The sequence below is a fragment of the Rhodococcus sp. SORGH_AS_0303 genome (genome assembly GCF_030819335.1).
Taxonomy (GTDB): Bacteria; Actinomycetota; Actinomycetes; order Mycobacteriales; family Mycobacteriaceae; genus Rhodococcoides.
Genome location: NZ_JAUTBO010000001.1, coordinates 4250413 through 4267349, shown reverse-complemented (window position 1 = coordinate 4267349; position 16937 = coordinate 4250413). Strand labels below are relative to the sequence as shown.

Sequence of the window (16937 nt, the reverse complement as noted above, 5' to 3'; positions counted from 1 at the left end):
TGAAGAATGGTGTACGCGTCCCCCGACCGAACAGAACGTACCTTCCGGTCCGCCTAGACCTTTACTTCAGAGTTACTTCGTCATCGAAGTGTGACCTTTGGTGCAGATGGTGTTCATGCGGTGAATGTGACTGGTGTGATTCGGTTTTCCCTGGTCAGTCGCCCACGGTCAGTGCTGCCGCCTCGTCGACGCTGTGCGGAGCGGGGTCGTGGTCGTCGACGTGTGCGAGGACCTTCCGACCGGTCGCGAGAACGCCGATGGCCAGGAAGGTGCAGGCGGCGCCCACCCAGAACGGCACGTGCACATTGGATTCTCCGAGCTTGCCGGCGAGGTACGGGGCGGCAGCGCCGCCGGCGAACCGCACGAAGCTGTAGGCCGCCGAGGCGGTCGACCGTTCGACCGGCGCCGAGATCATGACGGTCTCGGTGATGAGGGTGTTGTTGACGCCGAGGAACAGTCCGGCGAGGACGACGCACACGATCAGAACCGGCTTGCTCTCCGTGAACAGAGCCATCGCGGCGAGGTCGGCGGCGAAGAGGAGCAGCGCGAGCATCATCATGTTCAGCGTCCCGAACCGGCGCTGCAGGCGCGGTGCGAGGAACACCGAGGCCACCGCGAGCGCGAGTCCCCAGCCGAAGAAGATGAAGCCGATCGCGTAGGTGCCGAGGTCGAGCGGGAACGGCGTGTAGGCGAGCAGGGTGAAGAATCCGTAGTTGTACAGCAGTGCCGTGATGCCGACCGTGAGCAGCCCGCGGTGCCGCAGTGCGCGGAAGGGGTCCGCGAGAGAGGTTCGGTGCGTGGGCTTCTCGCCCTCCGGCAGCATGACGACGAGCAGCACGACGGCCACGGCCATCAGGACGGCGACGCCGAAGAACGGGCCCCGCCAGCTGATGCTGCCCAGGACGCCGCCGACCAGCGGGCCGGTGGCGATGCCGATGCCCAGTGCGGCCTCGTACAGGATGATGGCCCGCGCGACGCCACCGCTCGCGGCGCCGACGATCGTCGCCAGGGCGGTCGCGATGAAGAGTGCATTGCCCAGTCCCCAGCCGGCGCGGAACCCGACGATCTGGGTGATGGTGCTCGACGAGCCTGCGAGCGCGGCGAACACGATGATGATCGCGAGACCGGCCAACAGTGTCTTCTTCGGGCCGAAGCGCGACGAGACGACGCCCGTGACGAGCATCGCCACGCCCGTCACCAGCATGTAGGACGTGAACAGGAGAGACACCTGCGACGGTGTCGCGTTCAACTGTTCGCCGATGGGCTTGAGAATGGGATCGACGAGGCCGATCCCCATGAAGGCGATGACACTGGCGAACGCCACTGCCCACACGGCCTTCGGTTGCTGCAGAAGGCTCGGCTGGGACGCGTCCTTCTTCTCCTCGATCGTCGTCACGGGTGTTCCTTTCGTGCTGTGTTCTTGAGTACCGAGCGCAGGTCGTCGAGGCCCTCGACGATGCGTCGGAGTTGGTCGGGATCCGGCTCGCCCAGGTGGCGGAGCAGTCCGTCGCCGATGGCGCGACGCGAGTCGGCGAGCCAGGTGCGTCCGCGGTCCGAGATCGACACGACCACGGCGCGGGAGTCGGTCGGATCCGTCATGCGGTCGACGAGACCGTTCTCGTGGAGCGTGCGCAGCAGGGCTGTCGCCGAGGGTTGCGAGCCTCGGTCGAGGCGGGCGAACTCGCTGATCCGGATCGCGCCGTACTCGTCGAGCAGGGAGAGCGCGCGCGACCACGTACGGGGATGCTCCGCGGGCGCGACCGAGGCCGCGAGCCGGGTGAAACGCGAGGTCGTGGTGACCAGTTCGGACAGCAGTGTCCGCAGTTCGTCGGTTCGCATCGCCGTGGTCTGCACTCCCTTAACGTTACATAAGCTAACTATCGAAATCCAGTGTGGGGTCGGCTACGGTGTCCGCATGCCGTCCGGGTCGTCCGCCACGCTGGTCCGCAGGGCCACGACCCTGGCCTACGCCGTCGCTGCGGCGGGCACCATCGTCGGTGCCGCCACGCATCGACCCGTCGTGCAGGCGGTGTGCAAGCCGCTCCTCATGCCGATTCTCGCGGTGCGGTCCGGCGCCCACCGCTCGCCACTGCTGGCTGCGGGGCTCTCGGCGGCGACGCTCGGCGACGTCGCGATGATCGATCCGGACGACGATCGCCGGTTCACTGCGGGGGCGTCGTCGTTCGCCGTCATGCAGGGGTGCTGGTCGGTACTGTTGCATCGCAACGGTTCTCGCGCGCGGCCGCACCATGCTCTGCTTCGAGCGGCGGGATGGGCGGGCGGCGCCGTGCTGGCCACGAGACGCGCCCCGACCATTGCACCGATCTCCATGGCCTACGGCGTCGCCCTCGGTGCCATGTCCGTTCTCGGTGCGGACGGCGACACCCGTGCCGTCGTCGGATCGACGCTGTTCACCGTCTCCGACGGCATGGTGCTCGTGCGGCGGACCACGGCCGACGCGCGCCTGCGCGACGTCCTCGAGGTCGCGGTACTCGCGACCTACATCGGCGCTCAGTACGCGCTCGTCGACTCCCTCACGAGAACAGCGTCGGGGTTCCCGACTCGAGATCGAGCAGCAGGCGTTTGCGCTCGACGCCGCCGGCGAAACCCGTGAGGCTGCCGGACATTCCGATGACGCGGTGGCACGGCACGACGATCGACAACGGGTTCCGGGCGTTGGCCGACGCCACCGCTCGCACCGAGGTGGGCCGGCCGACGGCGACGGCCAGAGCGGAGTACGTCCACGTCTCGCCGTAGGGGATCGTGCGGAGCGCGGCCCACACCTCGTTCTGGAATTCGGTGCCCACCGGGGCCAGCTCGAGATCGAAGCGGCGCCGCCGGCCGCCGAAGTACTCCGCCAACTGATCGCGGATCTCGTCGAACCCGTCCGCCCGGGCGGTGCCGATCCGGCCGGGAGCCGGTGCCGGACGGTGACCGGGAAAGTAGACGCCCGACAGCGCCGTCCCGGTGCGCACGACGGTGAGAGGACCCACCGGGGTGTCGAGAACGGTGTGGTGCCGGGTCGAGTCGGTCGGTGTCACAACCGGATCCGCGTCCGGTCGTCGGGATCGACGACGACGGGAACGGTCGCGCCGACCTCGTACCGGACGGACCCCGTGCGTCGGACGGTGCCCGGGTAGGACCCCGACCCGGGCACGGTGATCGTGAGGTCGACCTCCGTCTCGGCTCCGACCTCCCGTACCTCGTCGACGACGGCCCACCCCTCGAGCCCGTGGTCGCGCATGCGGCGTTCGTCGGCGGTCGGGCGCCCGGCAGCCATCATCGCGAGTCCCAGTGCCGCGCCGAAGCCCGCGACCAGCGCAGCGATCTGATACGGAACGGTGCCGTCCGGGGCCTTGGGGAGCAGCACGAGCGCCCAGACCGCCAGCACGACGACGTAGATGGCGGTGACCACGGCCACCGCCCGACCCACTCTCTCGTGGTCCATCGACTCGGATCCCTCCCGTGAGCGCCTCCGAGGACGCCGGAAGCTACTCGGCGGTAAGTTTTCGGCTCACCGCTCTGTTGCAGCTCAGCCCGACCCTTTACTCTTCAGACATGTCTCAACCTACTGTCTTCATCACCGGCGCAGCAGCCGGCATCGGGCGGGCCACCGCACTCACGTTCGCCGCCGCCGGGTACCACGTCGGTGCGTACGACATCGACGAGACGGGACTGGCCTCTCTCGCGAAGGAGATCGCGGCGAAGGGCTCGACGTCGACGACGGGAATCCTCGACGTCACCGACACCGCGCAGTTCACCGAGCGCCTGAAGGAGTTCGACGAGGCGGCGGGCGGGCGACTCGACGTGCTCATCAACAATGCGGGCATCCTCATCGCGGGCCAGTTCGCCGAGCAGGCCATCGAGACGCACCGCAAGCAGTTCGACATCAACGTCGGCGGCGTGCTGAACGGGCTGCTGGAAGCGTTCCCGTACCTGAAGAAGACGCGCGGCGCCCAGGTGGTGAACCTGTGCTCCGCCTCCGCCATCTACGGCCAGCCCGAGCTCGCCACCTACGGCGCGACCAAGTTCGCGGTGCGCGGCCTCACCGAGGCGCTCGACCTCGAGTGGCACAAGCACGACATCGCCGTGAAGGCCATGTGGCCGCTCTTCGTCCAGACCGCCATGACCAAGGGGATCCAGACCGGCACCACCGGCTCGCTGGGCATCAAGCTGACCGCGCAGGACGTCGCCGACGCGATCTTCAAGGCGACGCAGCCCGCCAAGCGGATCTACCACAAGGTGCACTTCCCGGTGGGGCTCCCGTCCAAGGCACTGTCCATGGGCTCGCGGTTCTCCCCGGTATGGCTGACCCGCGAGGTCAACCGCCGTCTGTCCCATTCCTGAGTTGACCGAGAACGACCGCAGCGACGAGGCGGGTGCCACCGAGTGGGGTGAGCACCCGCGCGGCGTACCCGCCTGGGACGTCGAGCGTGACGGGCCTCGGCCCACCGATCCCCGCTACGACCCGGAACTCCTCGACGAGGGGGATCGGCGCAACGTCGTCGACGCGTACCGGTACTGGACGCGCGAGGCCATCGTCGCGGACCTGGACACGCGCCGGCATCCGATGCACGTGGCCATCGAGAACTTCGCGCACGACGCCAACATCGGGACGGTCGTCCGCACGGCCAACGCGTTCGGCGCCGCCGCGGTGCACATCGTCGGGCGTCGGCGTTGGAACCGTCGCGGTGCGATGGTCACCGATCGCTACCAGCACATCGAGCATCACGAGACCGTCGAGGCGCTGACGGCGTACGCGGCGGAGGCGGGCCTGACGGTGGTGGCCGTCGACAACGTGCCCGGGTCCGTCCCGCTCGAGACTGCCGTTCTCCCGCGGAATGCGCTGCTGCTCTTCGGTCAGGAGGGCCCGGGCGTGACCGACGACGCGCGCGCCGCCGCGTCGATGACGGTGTCCATCGCGCAGTTCGGCTCCACCCGCAGTATCAATGCCGGTGTCGCAGCCGGGATCACGATGCACGCCTGGATCCGGCAGCACGCGGATCCCGACCTGGCCTGGTGACCGTGCCCGACGGCTCCCGAGCCGAGGGGTACTGGCAGGATCGAATCATGCACGACACGTGGTCCTCCAGGGCGGACGCCGCCGAGGAGGCCGTCTTCTCTCGCCACGTCCGCCGTCTGTGGGGACTGCCGGGGACGGCTCTGGGTGTCGTGGCGTGGCCGCCGGTCCGACGGGAGCGGTTGTTCTTCCGCTGGCACTACTGGTGGCAGGCGCACCTCATCGACTGTGTGGTCGACGCCGAGGAGCGGGCGCCGTCGGCGCGCCGCCGACGACGGCTGGCCCGGATCGCGCGCACCCACCGGCTGCGCAACCTCACCGGCTGGACCAACTCGTACTACGACGACATGGCGTGGCTGGGGCTGTCCCTCGAGCGAGCGCAACGTCTGCACCTCGTCGACAATCGCACCGCGATCGCGGCCCTGGAGTCGGAGCTGTTCGACGCCTGGGATCCGGCGCACGGGGGCGGTATCCGCTGGTCCAGGAAGAGCGACTTCTTCAACGTGCCGGCCAACGGCCCGGCGGCGGTGCTGCTCGCACGGACCGGCAAGCTGTGGCGCGCCCAGGCCATGGCCGACTGGATCGACGCGACTCTCGTCGATCCGACGACCCATCTCGTGCTCGACGGCATCCACGCCGACGGCCGCGTCGAGACGCCGATCTACTCCTACTGCCAGGGCGTCGTGCTCGGCGCCGAGACCGAACTCGCGATCAGCCTCGGTGACGACAAGCACCGCGAGCGCGTGCATCGACTCGTCGCCGCCGTGCAGCAGCACCTCACGAAGGACGGCGTGATCATCGGCGGCGGGGGAGGGGACGGCGGCCTGTTCAACGGGATCCTCGCCCGGTACCTCGCACTGGTGGCGACGTCGTTGCCCGGAGACGACGACGAGGACCACGAGGCGCGCTCGGTCGCCGCCGACATCGTGCTGGCGTCGGCGGAGGCCGCGTGGGACAACTGCCTGTCCATCGAGGGCCTGCCGCTGTTCGGCAGCGACTGGTCCGCCATCGCCAAGCTGCCCTCGTTCGGTGCGTCGATCGCCCGGTTCAGCGCCGGCACCGTCACGTCGTCGTCCGTGCCGGAGCGCGACTTCTCCGTCCAGCTCGGCGGCTGGATGTTGATGGAGGCGGCGCACAGCCTCGGCTGAACGTCAGCCGTCAGAGATCGTGCACTTCGGTGGTCTCCACCGGCTTCTTCATCTCCTTGCGGTACTGGTACAGACCGAAGATGGTGCCGACCACGATCGAGACGATCATCAGCGTGAGCACGGTGGGGAACAGCCACGACACCTTGTCGAGCACCGCTCCGAAGTAGAACCCGATCAGCAGCAGCACGGGTGCCCAGATGAGCGCACCCAGCGTGCTGGCGATGGTGTAGCGGCGGTGGTTCATCCCACCGGCACCGGCGACCATCGGGCACAGGGTCCGCACCCACGGGATCCAGCGCGCGACGAGCACCGCCCAGAAGCCGTGCTTCTCGAGAAGTCGGTTGACCTTCTCCAGATTCGCGGTGTTGACGTACTTGCCGTTCTTGCGCGCCACGAGGCGATGACCGGTGCGTTTACCGATCATGTACCCCACCTGATTACCGGCGATGGCGGCCAGGAACGCGCCCGCGGACAGCGCCCACACGTGCGAGGTGCCCGAGGCGTGGGCGGCCAGTCCGATACCGGCGGTGATCAGCAGCGAGTCGCCCGGAAGGAAGAGGCCCACGATGACGGCGCACTCGAGGAACACGAAGGACACCACGATGAGCCAGACCAGGGTGGGCCCGGCCGATTCGAGGAATCCCATCGCGCCGCCTTCGGCGAGCACGGTGCTACCGGCGAGAAGCATGAACGGGGGACCGATCTACGAGGACGAGTCGCGCGGAGCGGGCTCGGTGCGCTGGACGGGCTCGGACCACTGAGCTGGTTCCGACCGCTGAGCAGTGTCCGACCTCTGGGCCGGCTCGGACCACTTGGACGGCTCGACCTTGCCGTCGAGCTTGCCGTCGAACGCGTCGACGGCCTCACCGAGCGGGGTGCGGCGCGAGGAGACGATCCGCTTGCCGACCTCCCAGGCGATGGGCAGGACGGACACGGCGACGATGAGCAGGAAGATGATGTCGACGTTGTCGCGGATGACGGCGATCTGGCCCAGCAGGTAGCCGAGCAGCGTGACGCCCGAGCCCCAGACGATGCCGCCGACGACGTTGTAGGTGATGAACGTGCGGTAGCGCATACCCGAGGCGCCGGCCACGACCGGCGCGAACGTACGCACGATGGGCACGAAGCGCGCCAGGAAGATGGTGATGGGACCGTGCTTCTCGAAGAACGCGTGCGACTCGTCGATGTAGCGCTTCTTGAGGAAGCGGGCGTCGTCCGTGAACAGGCCCGTGCCGGCCTTCTTGCCGATCAGATATCCCGCCTGATCACCCAGCACCGCGGCGATCGGAATGGTCACCAACAGCACCCACAGCGGCGCGAACGGCTCGATCTCCGCGCTCTTCGACGCGGCGATCAGACCGGCCGTGAACAGCAGCGAATCGCCCGGGAGCAGCGGGAACAGCAGGCCCGACTCGATGAACACCACCAGCAGCAGACCGACCAGGACCCAGGTGCCGAACGAGTTCAGCAGGTTGACGGGATCGAGGAACCCCGGCAGCAGGGCGAGGTCGGTCACGGAGGCGGCCACGGTAGTCACAAGCGCCCACAGTACCGGCGAGAGCAGCCGATACCCGCACGCCGAGTGGCGGGTAGTACAACTCACGAGCAACTCTCAGCAACTACCGGCGAGTAGATCGGGCAGGGCGCGACCGGCGTCACCTCGGTTGACATACTGCTAGTGACCGCACCTGATCGGGTGCCCCGTTCGCTCACCGTGGAGGTTTCTTCGTGCCGATCGCAACTCCCGAGGTGTACGCCGAGATGCTCGGCCGCGCCAAGGAACACAAGTTCGCTTTTCCCGCCATCAACTGCGTGGGATCCGAGTCCGTCAACGCGGCCATCAAGGGCTTCGCCGACGCGGGCAGCGACGGCATCATCCAGTTCTCCACCGGTGGCGCGGAGTTCGCGTCCGGCCTCGGTGTGAAGGACATGGTCACCGGCGCCGTCGCGCTCGCCGAGTTCGCCCACGTCGTCGCCGCGAAGTACGACGTCACCATCGCGCTGCACACCGACCACTGCCCCAAGGACAAGCTGGACACCTACGTGCGTCCGCTCCTCGCGGTGTCGCAGGAGCGCGTCGACGCCGGGAAGAACCCCCTCTTCCAGTCGCACATGTGGGACGGCTCCGCGGTGCCGATCGACGAGAACCTCGAGATCGCCAAGGATCTGCTGGCCCGGGCCGCCGCGGCGCGCATCATCCTGGAGATCGAGATCGGCGTGGTCGGCGGCGAGGAGGACGGCGTCGAGGCGGAGATCAACGACAAGCTGTACACCTCGAACGAGGACTTCCTGAAGACGGTCGAGGCGCTCGGTGCCGGCGATGCCGGATCGCGCTACCTGTTGGCCGCGACGTTCGGCAACGTCCACGGCGTCTACAAGCCGGGCAACGTCAAGCTCAAGCCGTCGGTGCTCGCGGACGGCCAGCGCGTCGCCACCGAGAAGCTCGGACTCGCCGCCGGCTCCAAGCCCTTCGACTTCGTCTTCCACGGCGGCTCGGGCTCGGCCAAGAGCGAGATCGAGGAGGCCCTCGAGTACGGCGTCGTGAAGATGAACGTCGACACCGACACCCAGTACGCGTTCAGTCGGCCCATCGCCGGCCACTTCTTCAGCAACTACGACGGCGTGCTGAAGGTCGACGGCGAGGTGGGCAACAAGAAGGCCTACGACCCGCGCAGCTACCTCAAGAAGGCCGAGGCCGGTATGACGGCGCGCGTCGTCGAGGCGTGCAACGACCTGAAGTCCGCCGGTCGGAGTGTGTCAGCGGGCTGACCCCCGCACGAGCGCGGTCAGGCGCAGACCTTCCAGGTCTCGCCGTCCAGCGCGAGGTCGAACGTGCGCGCCGAGGGCTCCGCGCCCTCGGTGCGCGCGGTGACCTGTGCGATCGCCGTCGTCTGATCCGGCGGTTCCGCTTCGGTGATCTGAATGGTGTCGACGCTCTGGACCACCGGCACCGTTCCGGATGCGACGGCGGCGTCGTGCGTCGCGGCGAAGTCGGCCTCGGAGATGCCGCCGTAGAAGGACGCCAGCGCGCCGCACGTGACGCTGCGCAGAGCGGTCAGGTCGCCGTCACGCAACGCCGTGGTGAAGGTGTCGATCGAGGTGCGGATCTTCTCGTCGTCGCTCGGACCCGTGACGCTCGTGCCGCCACGCAGCAGTGCGAACGCCACGACACCCGCGATCGCCAGCAGGGCCACGAGGGCCGCCGCGATCCACGGTCCGCGCCGCCGTCCTCCGGAGCGCGTCGACACCTTCTTCGGTGCGGCGCTGGGTTCGATGCGGCGCGGTGCGGCGGGGCGCGAGTTATCCGGGGACACGCGTGCACCTTATCCAGCGCCCGACGTCTCCCGCGCGCTCCGTGGGAGACTGTCGTCATGACTTCCTTCGGTGATCTCCTCGGTCCCCAGCCCACCCTGCTGCCCGGCGACGACGAGGCCGAGTCCGCTCTGCTGAACCACACGGCCCCCGAGGAGGTGGCCGCGGCGCACCCCACCGCGTCGATCGCGTGGGCCTACCTCGCCGAGGCCGCCCTGTCCGACGGCCGCACCATCACCGCGTACGCCTACGCACGCACCGGCTACCACCGCGGGCTCGACCAGCTGCGTCGCAACGGCTGGAAGGGCTTCGGACCCGTGCCGTACAGCCACGAGCCCAACCGAGGCTTCCTGCGCTGCGTGGCCGTCCTGGCCCGCGCCGCGCAGTCGATCGGGGAGACGGACGAGTACGCCCGCTGCCTCGACCTGCTCGAGGACTGCGATCCGCGCGCCGCGGACGAACTCGGCGTCGGCTAGCACCAGCTTCATGGGCCGATTCGGGAGCTACCCACGATTCACGGCCCCGCATCTCGGCCTGCGCACCCGCGGCTCCGCGCGGATCGACGCCTCGTTGCGGCGTCTGAGTGTCTCCGGGTTGCCGATCATCCAGTGCGCGCTCGCTGCGGGCATTGCGTGGTTCGTGGCGACGGACGTCGTCGGGCACGTCACGCCCTTCTTCGCACCGATCGCGGCCGTCGTCTCGCTCGGTGTGTCCCTCGGGGCGCGGATGCGACGCTCGGCCGAACTCGTCGTCGGCGTCACGGTCGGTATCGGTGTCGGTGACGCGATCATCGCCCTCATCGGGACCGGACCGTGGCAGATCGCCCTGGTCGTCGCGCTCGCGATGTCGACCGCCGTCTTCCTCGACAGCGGCGCCATCATCGCGATGCAGGCGGGATCGTCGGCCGTGCTGGTGGCGACGCTCATCCCGCCGGGCAACGCTGGCGGACTCAACCGCATGGTCGACGCGTTGATCGGCGGTCTGGTGGGACTCGCCGTCGTCGCCGTCGTGCCGACGCACCCCGTGCGCCGCGCACGCAAGGACGCGGCCACCGTCATCGCCACGTCGGGCCGGGTACTGCAACTCGTCGCGGACGGTCTCCTGGCCAACGACGCGGAACCGATCGCCAAGGCGCTGAAGGCTGCGCGCGCCACACAACCGGCCATCGACGCGATGCGCACCGATCTCAAGGGCGGGCGCGAGATCAGCCGCATCTCCCCGCTGTACTGGAACAGCAAGCAGCGCTTGGCCGAGCTCGCCGCGACGGCGGATCCGCTGGACAACGCGGTGCGCAACATCCGGGTTCTCGCCAGGCGCTCCCTGTCCCTGGTGCGCGACGACGAGATTCTCGACCCCCGACTGGTCGACCTCGTCGAGAAGCTCGCGCAGGCCACCGAGGTGGTGCGGAAGATGATGCTCGCGGATCCCGGCGAGCAACCCGACCGAGCCGAGGCAGCGCGGGTTCTCCGGCACGTGGCGGTCGGTGCGAAGGCGGAGCTCATGCAGGACGCCGGCCTGTCCGCGGTGGTGGTGCTCGCGCAGATACGGTCCATCGTCGTCGACCTGCTCCAGGTGGCGGGGCTCTCGCGGATCTCTGCGCTGGCGACGTTGCCCCCGACCGTCGACCACCCCGCCGTGCCGCCGGAGCTCGACTACTAGGTTCCCGCTGCCGTTCCGTGTTCCCGCGGACGCTGCAACCCCTCCTCGAGTACGGAACCCCTGCGGGAGCTGCCGGTACACAGGACGAGGGTGCTCCACAGGCGGGCGCCAGGAAGGCGTGTCCCCGTCCGCGCGTGATCGACACTCACCGCCATGGACCTGCACCGCCGCGCGACCGGTGACGTGACCGATGCGGCGCTGCGCGGTCTGGTGAGGCGCGGCGAACTGGTCCGCGTGAGCCGCGGCTCCTACGGCCCCGGCTCGGAGTGGGCGTCGGCATCACCAGACGAGCGCTACCGCCTGCGCGTGCTCGGAGTCATGGCGGGACGCACCGCGGTGGCCGTCGCCAGTCACGAGTCCGCGGCGGCGCTGCATCGGCTCCCCCTTCTCGCTCCCGACCGAGACCGAGTGCACGTGAGCGTCGACGGTCGAGGAGGTGGTGCGTCGACGAGGAGGGTCGCCGAGCACCGGGTGCCGCTGTCCCTGCTGGACGTCACCACCGTCGACGGTGTGCAGGTCACGACGCCGACGCGGACGGCGCTCGACATCGCGTGCACGGTGGGACTCGATCGTGCGCTGTGCGCTGTCGAGTCCGCACTCCGCACGGAGGCGCCGGATCTGCAGGAGTGCCTCGCACGGCTCGGGCGCCGTCGCGGCATCGCCACCGCCCGCCGCGCGGTGGACCTCGCGAGCCCTCTCACCGAGAGCATCGGCGAATCGTGGAGCCGAGCCCTGATGATGCAGTGGCCCGAGATTCCCTCGCCGAGGCTGCAGCATCGCTTCCTCGACGATCGTGGTCGCATCGTGGCCCGCACCGATTTCGACTGGGACGGTCGGCTGGTGGGCGAGTTCGACGGGCTGATGAAGTATCGCGGCGGAGCACAGTCGGTGATCGACGAGAAGCTGCGCGAGGACGCCCTCCGCGCGCTCGGCTGCCATGTGGTGCGGTGGACGTGGGACGACCTGCGTCATCCCGAACGGCTACGGCGTCTGCTCGCGGCCGGGATGGCCATCGCGTTCCGCTGACGCCGGAGGTCTCTGGGTTCCCGCAGCCGTTCCGTGTTCCCGCGGAGGCTGCAACCCCTCCTCGAGTACGGAAGCCCCGCGGGAAGCGTGACTCACCATATGCACACATTCGCATGTATGGTCTCGATCATGGGAGCGGGGCACGGACATGCGCACACACCGGCGGCTGGTGAGGCCGGCACCGGGCGGCTGCGACGCATGGGGATCGCGTGGTTCGTGCTCGTCGCGTTCTTCGCCCTCGAGCTGACCGTCGGCCTGATCATCAACTCGCTGGGCCTGCTCGCCGATGCCGGGCACATGCTCACCGACATCATCGGCATGTCGATGGGCCTCGTCGCACTCACGATGGCCCGGCGCGGATCGAATTCCGCTGCACGGACATTCGGGTGGCACCGGGCCGAGGTCCTCACCGCTGTCGCCAACGCGGTGCTGCTGCTCGGGGTCGCGGTCTTCATCTTCGTCGAGGCGATCCGCCGCATCGGGGACCAGCCGGACATCCCGGGCCTCGCGATGGTGCTGACGGCCGCCGCGGGACTCGTCGCCAACATCGTCGTCATGCTGCTCATCCGCGCCGACGCGAAGGACTCCATCGCGGTACGCGGGGCCTATCTCGAGGTGCTCGCGGACACCGTGGGCAGCGTCGGGGTGCTCGTCGCCGGTGTGCTGCTCCTGGCGTTCGACTGGACGTGGGCGGACATCGTCGTGGGTATCGCCATCTCGCTGTGGGTGGTGCCGCGGGCACTCTCGCTCGCCGGCCAGTCGTTGCGCATCCTCACGCAGGCCAGCCCGTCGTCGGTGGACATCGGTGCGCTCGAGGCCGATCTGCGGGCGCTGCCCGGAGTCGTCGACGTCCACGACCTGCACGTCTGGACCCTCACCACCGGCATGGACGTCGCCACGGTGCACATCACGTCGGACGGTTCCGGATCGGTGATGCTGGCCCGCGGGAAGGAAGTGCTCTCGGCCTACGGCCTGGACCACGCCACCGTGCAGGTCGAGCCCGCGGTGCACGGTGCCACCTGCCGCGACGAGCTCACCTGGTAGCAGGCCGGTCGGGATAATGACAGGCATCGGAACACCTGTGCGACCATGACACGGCAGGTCAGTACCTGCGACGTGCTGGCGAGGGGAATCCGGTGAGAATCCGGAACGGTCGCGCCACTGTGAGCGGGCCTCGTCGTCCGTGAGTCAGATCGCCGATCCGGCACGTGAGACTCGAATCGGACGCGCAATCTGAGGAGTTCCACTCGTGCACATCGCCGAGGGTTTTCTGCCACCCGTTCACGCGGCAGTCTGGACGTGCGCCGCGGCGCCGTTCGTCGTTCACGGCGCTCGCGCCGTCGTCGTCCAGGTCCGGGAGAACCCCCGCAGCCGTCTGCTGCTGGGTGCTGCCGGTGCCTTCACCTTCGTTCTCTCCGCCATCAAGCTGCCGTCCGTCACGGGCAGCTCGAGTCATCCCACCGGGACAGGGCTGGGCGCGGTGTTGTTCAAGCCGCCGGTCATGGCGTTCCTGGGCACGGTGGTGTTGCTCTTCCAGGCGTTGCTGCTCGCGCACGGCGGCCTGACGACGCTGGGCGCCAACGCGTTCTCCATGGCGATCGTCGGCCCGTGGGTGGGGTACGCCGCGTTCCGTCTCACCGGCCGGCTGGGCGGTGGTCTGTCGCTGTCGGTGTTCTTCGCGATGATGCTGGCCGACCTGTCGACGTACTGCACGACGTCGGTGCAGATAGCGCTCGCGTTCCCGGATCCGCAGAGCGGCGTACTCGGAGCCGTCACCAAGTTCCTGTCCATCTTCGCTGTCACCCAGATTCCGCTCGCCATCGCGGAGGGCCTGCTGGGTGTGCTGGTGTTCCGCGTCCTGCGGACCGTGGCGACGCCGGAGCTGCGGGACCTCGGAGTGCTGCGCCGCGAGAAGGGTGCCGTCGATGCGTAGGAACGTCGTGATCAACCTGCTGCTCGTCCTCGGGATCGTCCTCATCGTCGGCGCCGCGCTGATGCTCGACGCGGGACGAAGCGGCGACGAGGAGCGGTTCGTCGGTACCGATTCGGCCGCCACGTCGCAGATCGAGGAGGACCACCCGGACTACGTGCCGTGGTTCGAGTCGGTGTTCTCGCCGACGTCGGGCGAGGTGGAGTCGGGTCTCTTCGCGCTGCAGGCCGCGCTGGGTGGGCTCGTCCTCGGGTACGTGCTGGCGGCGCTGCGCGGTCGGCGCAAGCTCGACGCGCTCCGCACCGAACTCGAACGGACGTAGGTGCAGGGTCTCGCGGTCGACGACGCGGCCTGGGCCAGTCCGTGGCGCACGCGCGCGGTGGGGGACAAGGCGGCACTGTCGCTGGGTCTCGTGCTGTGCGCGCTGCTGCTCCCGCCGTGGCCCGGCGCGCTGATCGTCACGGTGGTCGCGCTCGGTGCGGCCGTCGGGGCTGCCCGCACACCGCTCCGGCCGGTGCTGCGTGCGCTCACCGCGCCCGCAGCCTTCATCGCCCTCGGCGCCGTCTCCGTCGCCGTCACGGTGACCGCCACGCCGGACTGGAGTGTCGGGGTCACGGCCGACAGCGCGCGACGAGCGCTGGAGGTGTCCGGTCACGCGATCGCCGGGACGTCGGCCGTGCTCCTGCTGGCCGTCACGACACCGATGATCGACATCCTGACCGGGTTGCGACGGCTGCGGGTACCGCAGGCATGCATCGACGTCGCCGCCGTGATGTACCGCTTCCTGTTCGTGCTGCTGTCGTCGGTACGCACCATCCGCCAGTCGCAGACCGCCCGCCTCGGCTACTCGTCGCCGCGCCGGTCGCTGCATTCCGCGGGTCTGCTGACGGCCGCCGTGCTGATCAAGTCGTGGGACAGGGCCTCGCGGCTCGAGGCGGGGCTGGCGGGTCGCGAGTTCGGCGACGCGGTCTCGGCGGATCCGGTCGACCGGCAGCGCAGTTCGCCGAGCTTCCTGGTGACCGTCGTGGCGGTGCTGGGAGCCGTGGTGGCGCTGTCCCTGCTGGGACATCGCGCATGAGCCACCGCACGCTCACCGCCCGCGACCTCGAGGTGCGGTATCAGGGCGGGCCGCCGGTGCTGGCCGGCGCGAGCCTGAGCGTTCCCGCCGCGGCGAGGGTGGCGCTCCTGGGCGCCAACGGCTCGGGCAAGACGACCCTGCTGCGGTGCCTGTCCGGAGCGATCGTTCCCGATGGCGGACGGGTGGAGATCGACGACGTCGCACTGCGCCACAGCCGGTCGGGCCTGCGGGCACATCGCCAGGAAGTGCAACTGGTGCTGCAGGATCCGGACGATCAGTTGTTCTCGGTCGACGTGTACCGAGACGTCGCCTACGGTCCGGTGAACCTCGGCCTGGGGACCGACGAGGTGCGCGACCGCACGGAGGCGGCGCTCGAGGTGATGGGCATCGACCATCTGCGGTCCCGGCCGACGCACCAGCTGTCCTACGGTGAGCGCAAGCGCGTCGCGACGGCCGGCGCCGTGGCCATGCGGCCGTGCATCCTGTTGCTCGACGAACCGACGGCCGGGCTCGATCCGCAGGGCGTCGACGAGATGTTCGCTGCGCTGCACCGCCTGGAGAATCACCACACGACCGTGGTGCTGTCGACACACGACGTGGCCCTGGCGCTGGAGTGGTCGCACTCGGTCGCCGTGGTCGTGGACGGCGCTGTGGTGCAGGGGGATCCGGTGACGTTGCTGTCGGACATCGACCTGCTGGGACGGGCCAGGTTGCGGACACCGTGGCCGTTGGCGCTCGCGGCGGACCTCGTCCGGGACGGAATGCTCGAACCGGGATCGCGACCACGGGACGCCGAAGAACTACGAAAGATGCTGAGCAGCAGTATCAGTCGGCGCTAACGTACGAGCAACCACTGCTTGTCGTGGCGGTAGATGGTGGACCTGGTGGTCTCGCGGGGGATGTCGATGCCGTCCTTCGTCAGACGCGCCGCCGTGGCTCCGAGTTGCATCGCCCGGCCGGTGATCCAGCGGCGGCGGAACAGTCCGCGCTTGCCCTGCACCCGAGCTCGGAGTCCCGGCATCTCGAGCGTCGGGGTGACCTCGATGCCCGGCACCTCACCGGAGAAGAGCTTGGTGTCGTCGACGTAGGCCTCGCCGACGAGGTGGCCCGACGGCCCCGAGACGGTGGCGAGTCCGACGACGGCCGATCCGGCGTCGTCACGGATGAGGGGAGTGGGGGAGGCGGTGCCGGACAGCGCGACCTTGGCGGCGCGCGATCCGGTGCCGACGCGGAAGAGGTGGCTGGCCTCGCTGGCGGTCTCGGCGACGTAGGCGAGCTCGATGTCGAGTCGGTCGCGCCGCATCAACCGGGTGAGGACGGCGGCGAGCGAGGCGTCGGTGCCGAGCACGATCAGCCGGGGGTCGTGTACCGCGTCGAGTTCGGCGAGCAGGGCGTCGCACTCCTCCTTCGACGGCACCTCGGGTACCGCGGTGAGCGGTAGCGAGGACAGCGCGATGGGCAGCAAGGGCCTGCCGCACTGCAAGACGAACGGAGTCACGCGAATTCCTTCTCAGCCGGACGGGTCTGCCCCACCCTAATCAGGACACGGTCGTCGTGGACCCCGGGAAGGCGCTTGCCCGGTCTCGATTTCGCGTCGCTTTGACCGTGCCGCCGCGACAGAAGACCAGGCAGTACGGTGTGCGGTCGGCTGTGAGCGGCACGTGTCGTCTCGGGCGGTACACTGTGTCACCGGTCATGGTCGGTGCGCGTTCCGCACGTCACGAAGTGCGTTCCGACACGTGCCACAGCCCGGGATGGTCCGGC

General features: G+C 69.2%; 21 protein-coding genes and 1 riboswitch. Of the genes, 13 read left to right on the top strand and 8 right to left on the bottom strand.

Translation table 11 applies throughout. From position 1 onward, the window contains the following. Positions 1-154 precede the first annotated feature (154 nt). Together QE449_RS20245 and QE449_RS20240 are read right to left on the bottom strand one after the other, a co-directional pair. Positions 155-1396 (bottom strand): MFS transporter, encoded by a 1242-nt coding sequence (locus QE449_RS20245; protein WP_081821365.1) that lies wholly within the window; start codon positions 1394-1396, stop codon positions 155-157. After that, positions 1393-1854: a MarR family winged helix-turn-helix transcriptional regulator gene (locus tag QE449_RS20240; RefSeq protein ID WP_373428330.1), complete on the bottom strand. Its 462-nt coding sequence runs from the start codon at positions 1852-1854 to the stop codon at positions 1393-1395. The genes QE449_RS20245 and QE449_RS20240 overlap by 4 nt, the downstream gene beginning before the upstream one ends. A 61-nt stretch (positions 1855-1915) precedes the next feature. On the opposite strand from QE449_RS20240, the gene QE449_RS20235 reads away from it, so the two are divergent. After that, positions 1916-2614 carry a lysoplasmalogenase gene (locus tag QE449_RS20235; protein ID WP_307109549.1) on the top strand — a complete coding sequence of 233 codons (699 nt, stop codon included), beginning with the start codon at positions 1916-1918 and terminating at the stop codon, positions 2612-2614. On the opposite strand, the gene QE449_RS20230 is transcribed toward QE449_RS20235, so the two are convergent. Then, the gene (locus QE449_RS20230; protein WP_307109548.1) at positions 2535-3041 is read right to left on the bottom strand and encodes a methylated-DNA--[protein]-cysteine S-methyltransferase; all 507 of its coding nucleotides are present in this window, start codon (positions 3039-3041) and stop codon (positions 2535-2537) included. The two genes, QE449_RS20235 and QE449_RS20230, sit on opposite strands and share 80 nt — an antisense overlap. Next, positions 3038-3448 carry a hypothetical protein gene (locus QE449_RS20225; protein ID WP_027506420.1) on the bottom strand — a complete coding sequence of 137 codons (411 nt, stop codon included), beginning with the start codon at positions 3446-3448 and terminating at the stop codon, positions 3038-3040. Before QE449_RS20225 ends, QE449_RS20230 begins: the two co-directional genes overlap by 4 nt. A 110-nt stretch (positions 3449-3558) precedes the next feature. On the opposite strand from QE449_RS20225, the gene QE449_RS20220 reads away from it, so the two are divergent. Genes QE449_RS20220 through QE449_RS20210 form a run of 3 tightly spaced genes read left to right on the top strand, consistent with a single transcriptional unit; the run spans position 3559 to position 6168 of the window. Then, on the top strand, positions 3559-4347 hold the full coding sequence (locus QE449_RS20220) for an SDR family oxidoreductase (RefSeq protein ID WP_307109547.1): 789 nt from the start codon (positions 3559-3561) through the stop codon (positions 4345-4347). Position 4348: 1 nt separating this feature from the next. Then, the gene (locus QE449_RS20215; RefSeq protein WP_027506418.1) at positions 4349-5023 is read left to right on the top strand and encodes an RNA methyltransferase; all 675 of its coding nucleotides are present in this window, start codon (positions 4349-4351) and stop codon (positions 5021-5023) included. Between the two features lie 47 nt (positions 5024-5070). Next, the gene (locus QE449_RS20210) at positions 5071-6168 is read left to right on the top strand and encodes a glycoside hydrolase family 76 protein (RefSeq protein WP_222638853.1); all 1098 of its coding nucleotides are present in this window, start codon (positions 5071-5073) and stop codon (positions 6166-6168) included. A gap of 10 nt (positions 6169-6178) precedes the next feature. Here QE449_RS20210 and QE449_RS20205 read toward each other — a convergent pair whose 3' ends face one another. Further along, complete coding sequence (locus tag QE449_RS20205) at positions 6179-6856, bottom strand: DedA family protein (RefSeq protein ID WP_051613508.1); 678 nt, start codon at positions 6854-6856, stop codon at positions 6179-6181. Positions 6857-6871: 15 nt separating this feature from the next. Further along, positions 6872-7684 (bottom strand): DedA family protein, encoded by an 813-nt coding sequence (locus tag QE449_RS20200; protein WP_307109546.1) that lies wholly within the window; start codon positions 7682-7684, stop codon positions 6872-6874. Positions 7685-7896: 212 nt separating this feature from the next. Between QE449_RS20200 and fbaA the strand changes: the two genes are divergently transcribed. Next, a complete protein-coding gene (gene fbaA / locus QE449_RS20195; protein WP_027506415.1) occupies positions 7897-8937 on the top strand; it encodes a class II fructose-bisphosphate aldolase in 1041 nt (346 codons plus the stop codon). Between the two features lie 17 nt (positions 8938-8954). Here the strand turns inward: fbaA and QE449_RS20190 are convergent, their stop codons facing one another. Continuing rightward, complete coding sequence (locus QE449_RS20190; protein WP_307109545.1) at positions 8955-9482, bottom strand: hypothetical protein; 528 nt, start codon at positions 9480-9482, stop codon at positions 8955-8957. A gap of 57 nt (positions 9483-9539) precedes the next feature. Here QE449_RS20190 and QE449_RS20185 point away from each other — a divergent pair, with 57 nt between their 5' ends. The 8 genes from QE449_RS20185 (at position 9540) to QE449_RS20150 (ending at position 16012) form a co-directional block, all read left to right on the top strand. Next, the gene (locus QE449_RS20185) at positions 9540-9956 is read left to right on the top strand and encodes a DUF3151 domain-containing protein (protein WP_027506413.1); all 417 of its coding nucleotides are present in this window, start codon (positions 9540-9542) and stop codon (positions 9954-9956) included. 10 nt (positions 9957-9966) lie between these two features. Further along, positions 9967-11139: an aromatic acid exporter family protein gene (locus QE449_RS20180; RefSeq protein ID WP_204869801.1), complete on the top strand. Its 1173-nt coding sequence runs from the start codon at positions 9967-9969 to the stop codon at positions 11137-11139. A 153-nt stretch (positions 11140-11292) separates the two neighbouring features. Further along, positions 11293-12165: a hypothetical protein gene (locus QE449_RS20175; protein WP_307109544.1), complete on the top strand. Its 873-nt coding sequence runs from the start codon at positions 11293-11295 to the stop codon at positions 12163-12165. 129 nt (positions 12166-12294) lie between these two features. Then, a complete protein-coding gene (locus QE449_RS20170; protein WP_056444318.1) occupies positions 12295-13209 on the top strand; it encodes a cation diffusion facilitator family transporter in 915 nt (304 codons plus the stop codon). A gap of 42 nt (positions 13210-13251) precedes the next feature. After that, a riboswitch (cobalamin riboswitch) is annotated at positions 13252-13381 on the top strand. A 33-nt stretch (positions 13382-13414) separates the two neighbouring features. Then, entirely contained in the window at positions 13415-14098 is a 684-nt protein-coding gene (locus QE449_RS20165; RefSeq protein WP_204869804.1) for an energy-coupling factor ABC transporter permease, read from the top strand. Then, positions 14091-14417: an energy-coupling factor ABC transporter substrate-binding protein gene (locus QE449_RS20160; RefSeq protein ID WP_027506409.1), complete on the top strand. Its 327-nt coding sequence runs from the start codon at positions 14091-14093 to the stop codon at positions 14415-14417. The genes QE449_RS20165 and QE449_RS20160 overlap by 8 nt, the downstream gene beginning before the upstream one ends. Next, positions 14418-15173, top strand: a complete 756-nt coding sequence (gene cbiQ / locus QE449_RS20155) for a cobalt ECF transporter T component CbiQ (protein ID WP_027506408.1) — start codon at positions 14418-14420, stop codon at positions 15171-15173. It abuts the gene before it with no gap. Beyond that, positions 15170-16012: an energy-coupling factor ABC transporter ATP-binding protein gene (locus QE449_RS20150; protein WP_307109543.1), complete on the top strand. Its 843-nt coding sequence runs from the start codon at positions 15170-15172 to the stop codon at positions 16010-16012. Before cbiQ ends, QE449_RS20150 begins: the two co-directional genes overlap by 4 nt. Here QE449_RS20150 and QE449_RS20145 read toward each other — a convergent pair. Next, positions 16009-16671, bottom strand: a complete 663-nt coding sequence (locus QE449_RS20145; protein WP_027506407.1) for a hypothetical protein — start codon at positions 16669-16671, stop codon at positions 16009-16011. The two genes, QE449_RS20150 and QE449_RS20145, sit on opposite strands and share 4 nt — an antisense overlap. Positions 16672-16937 lie beyond the last annotated feature (266 nt).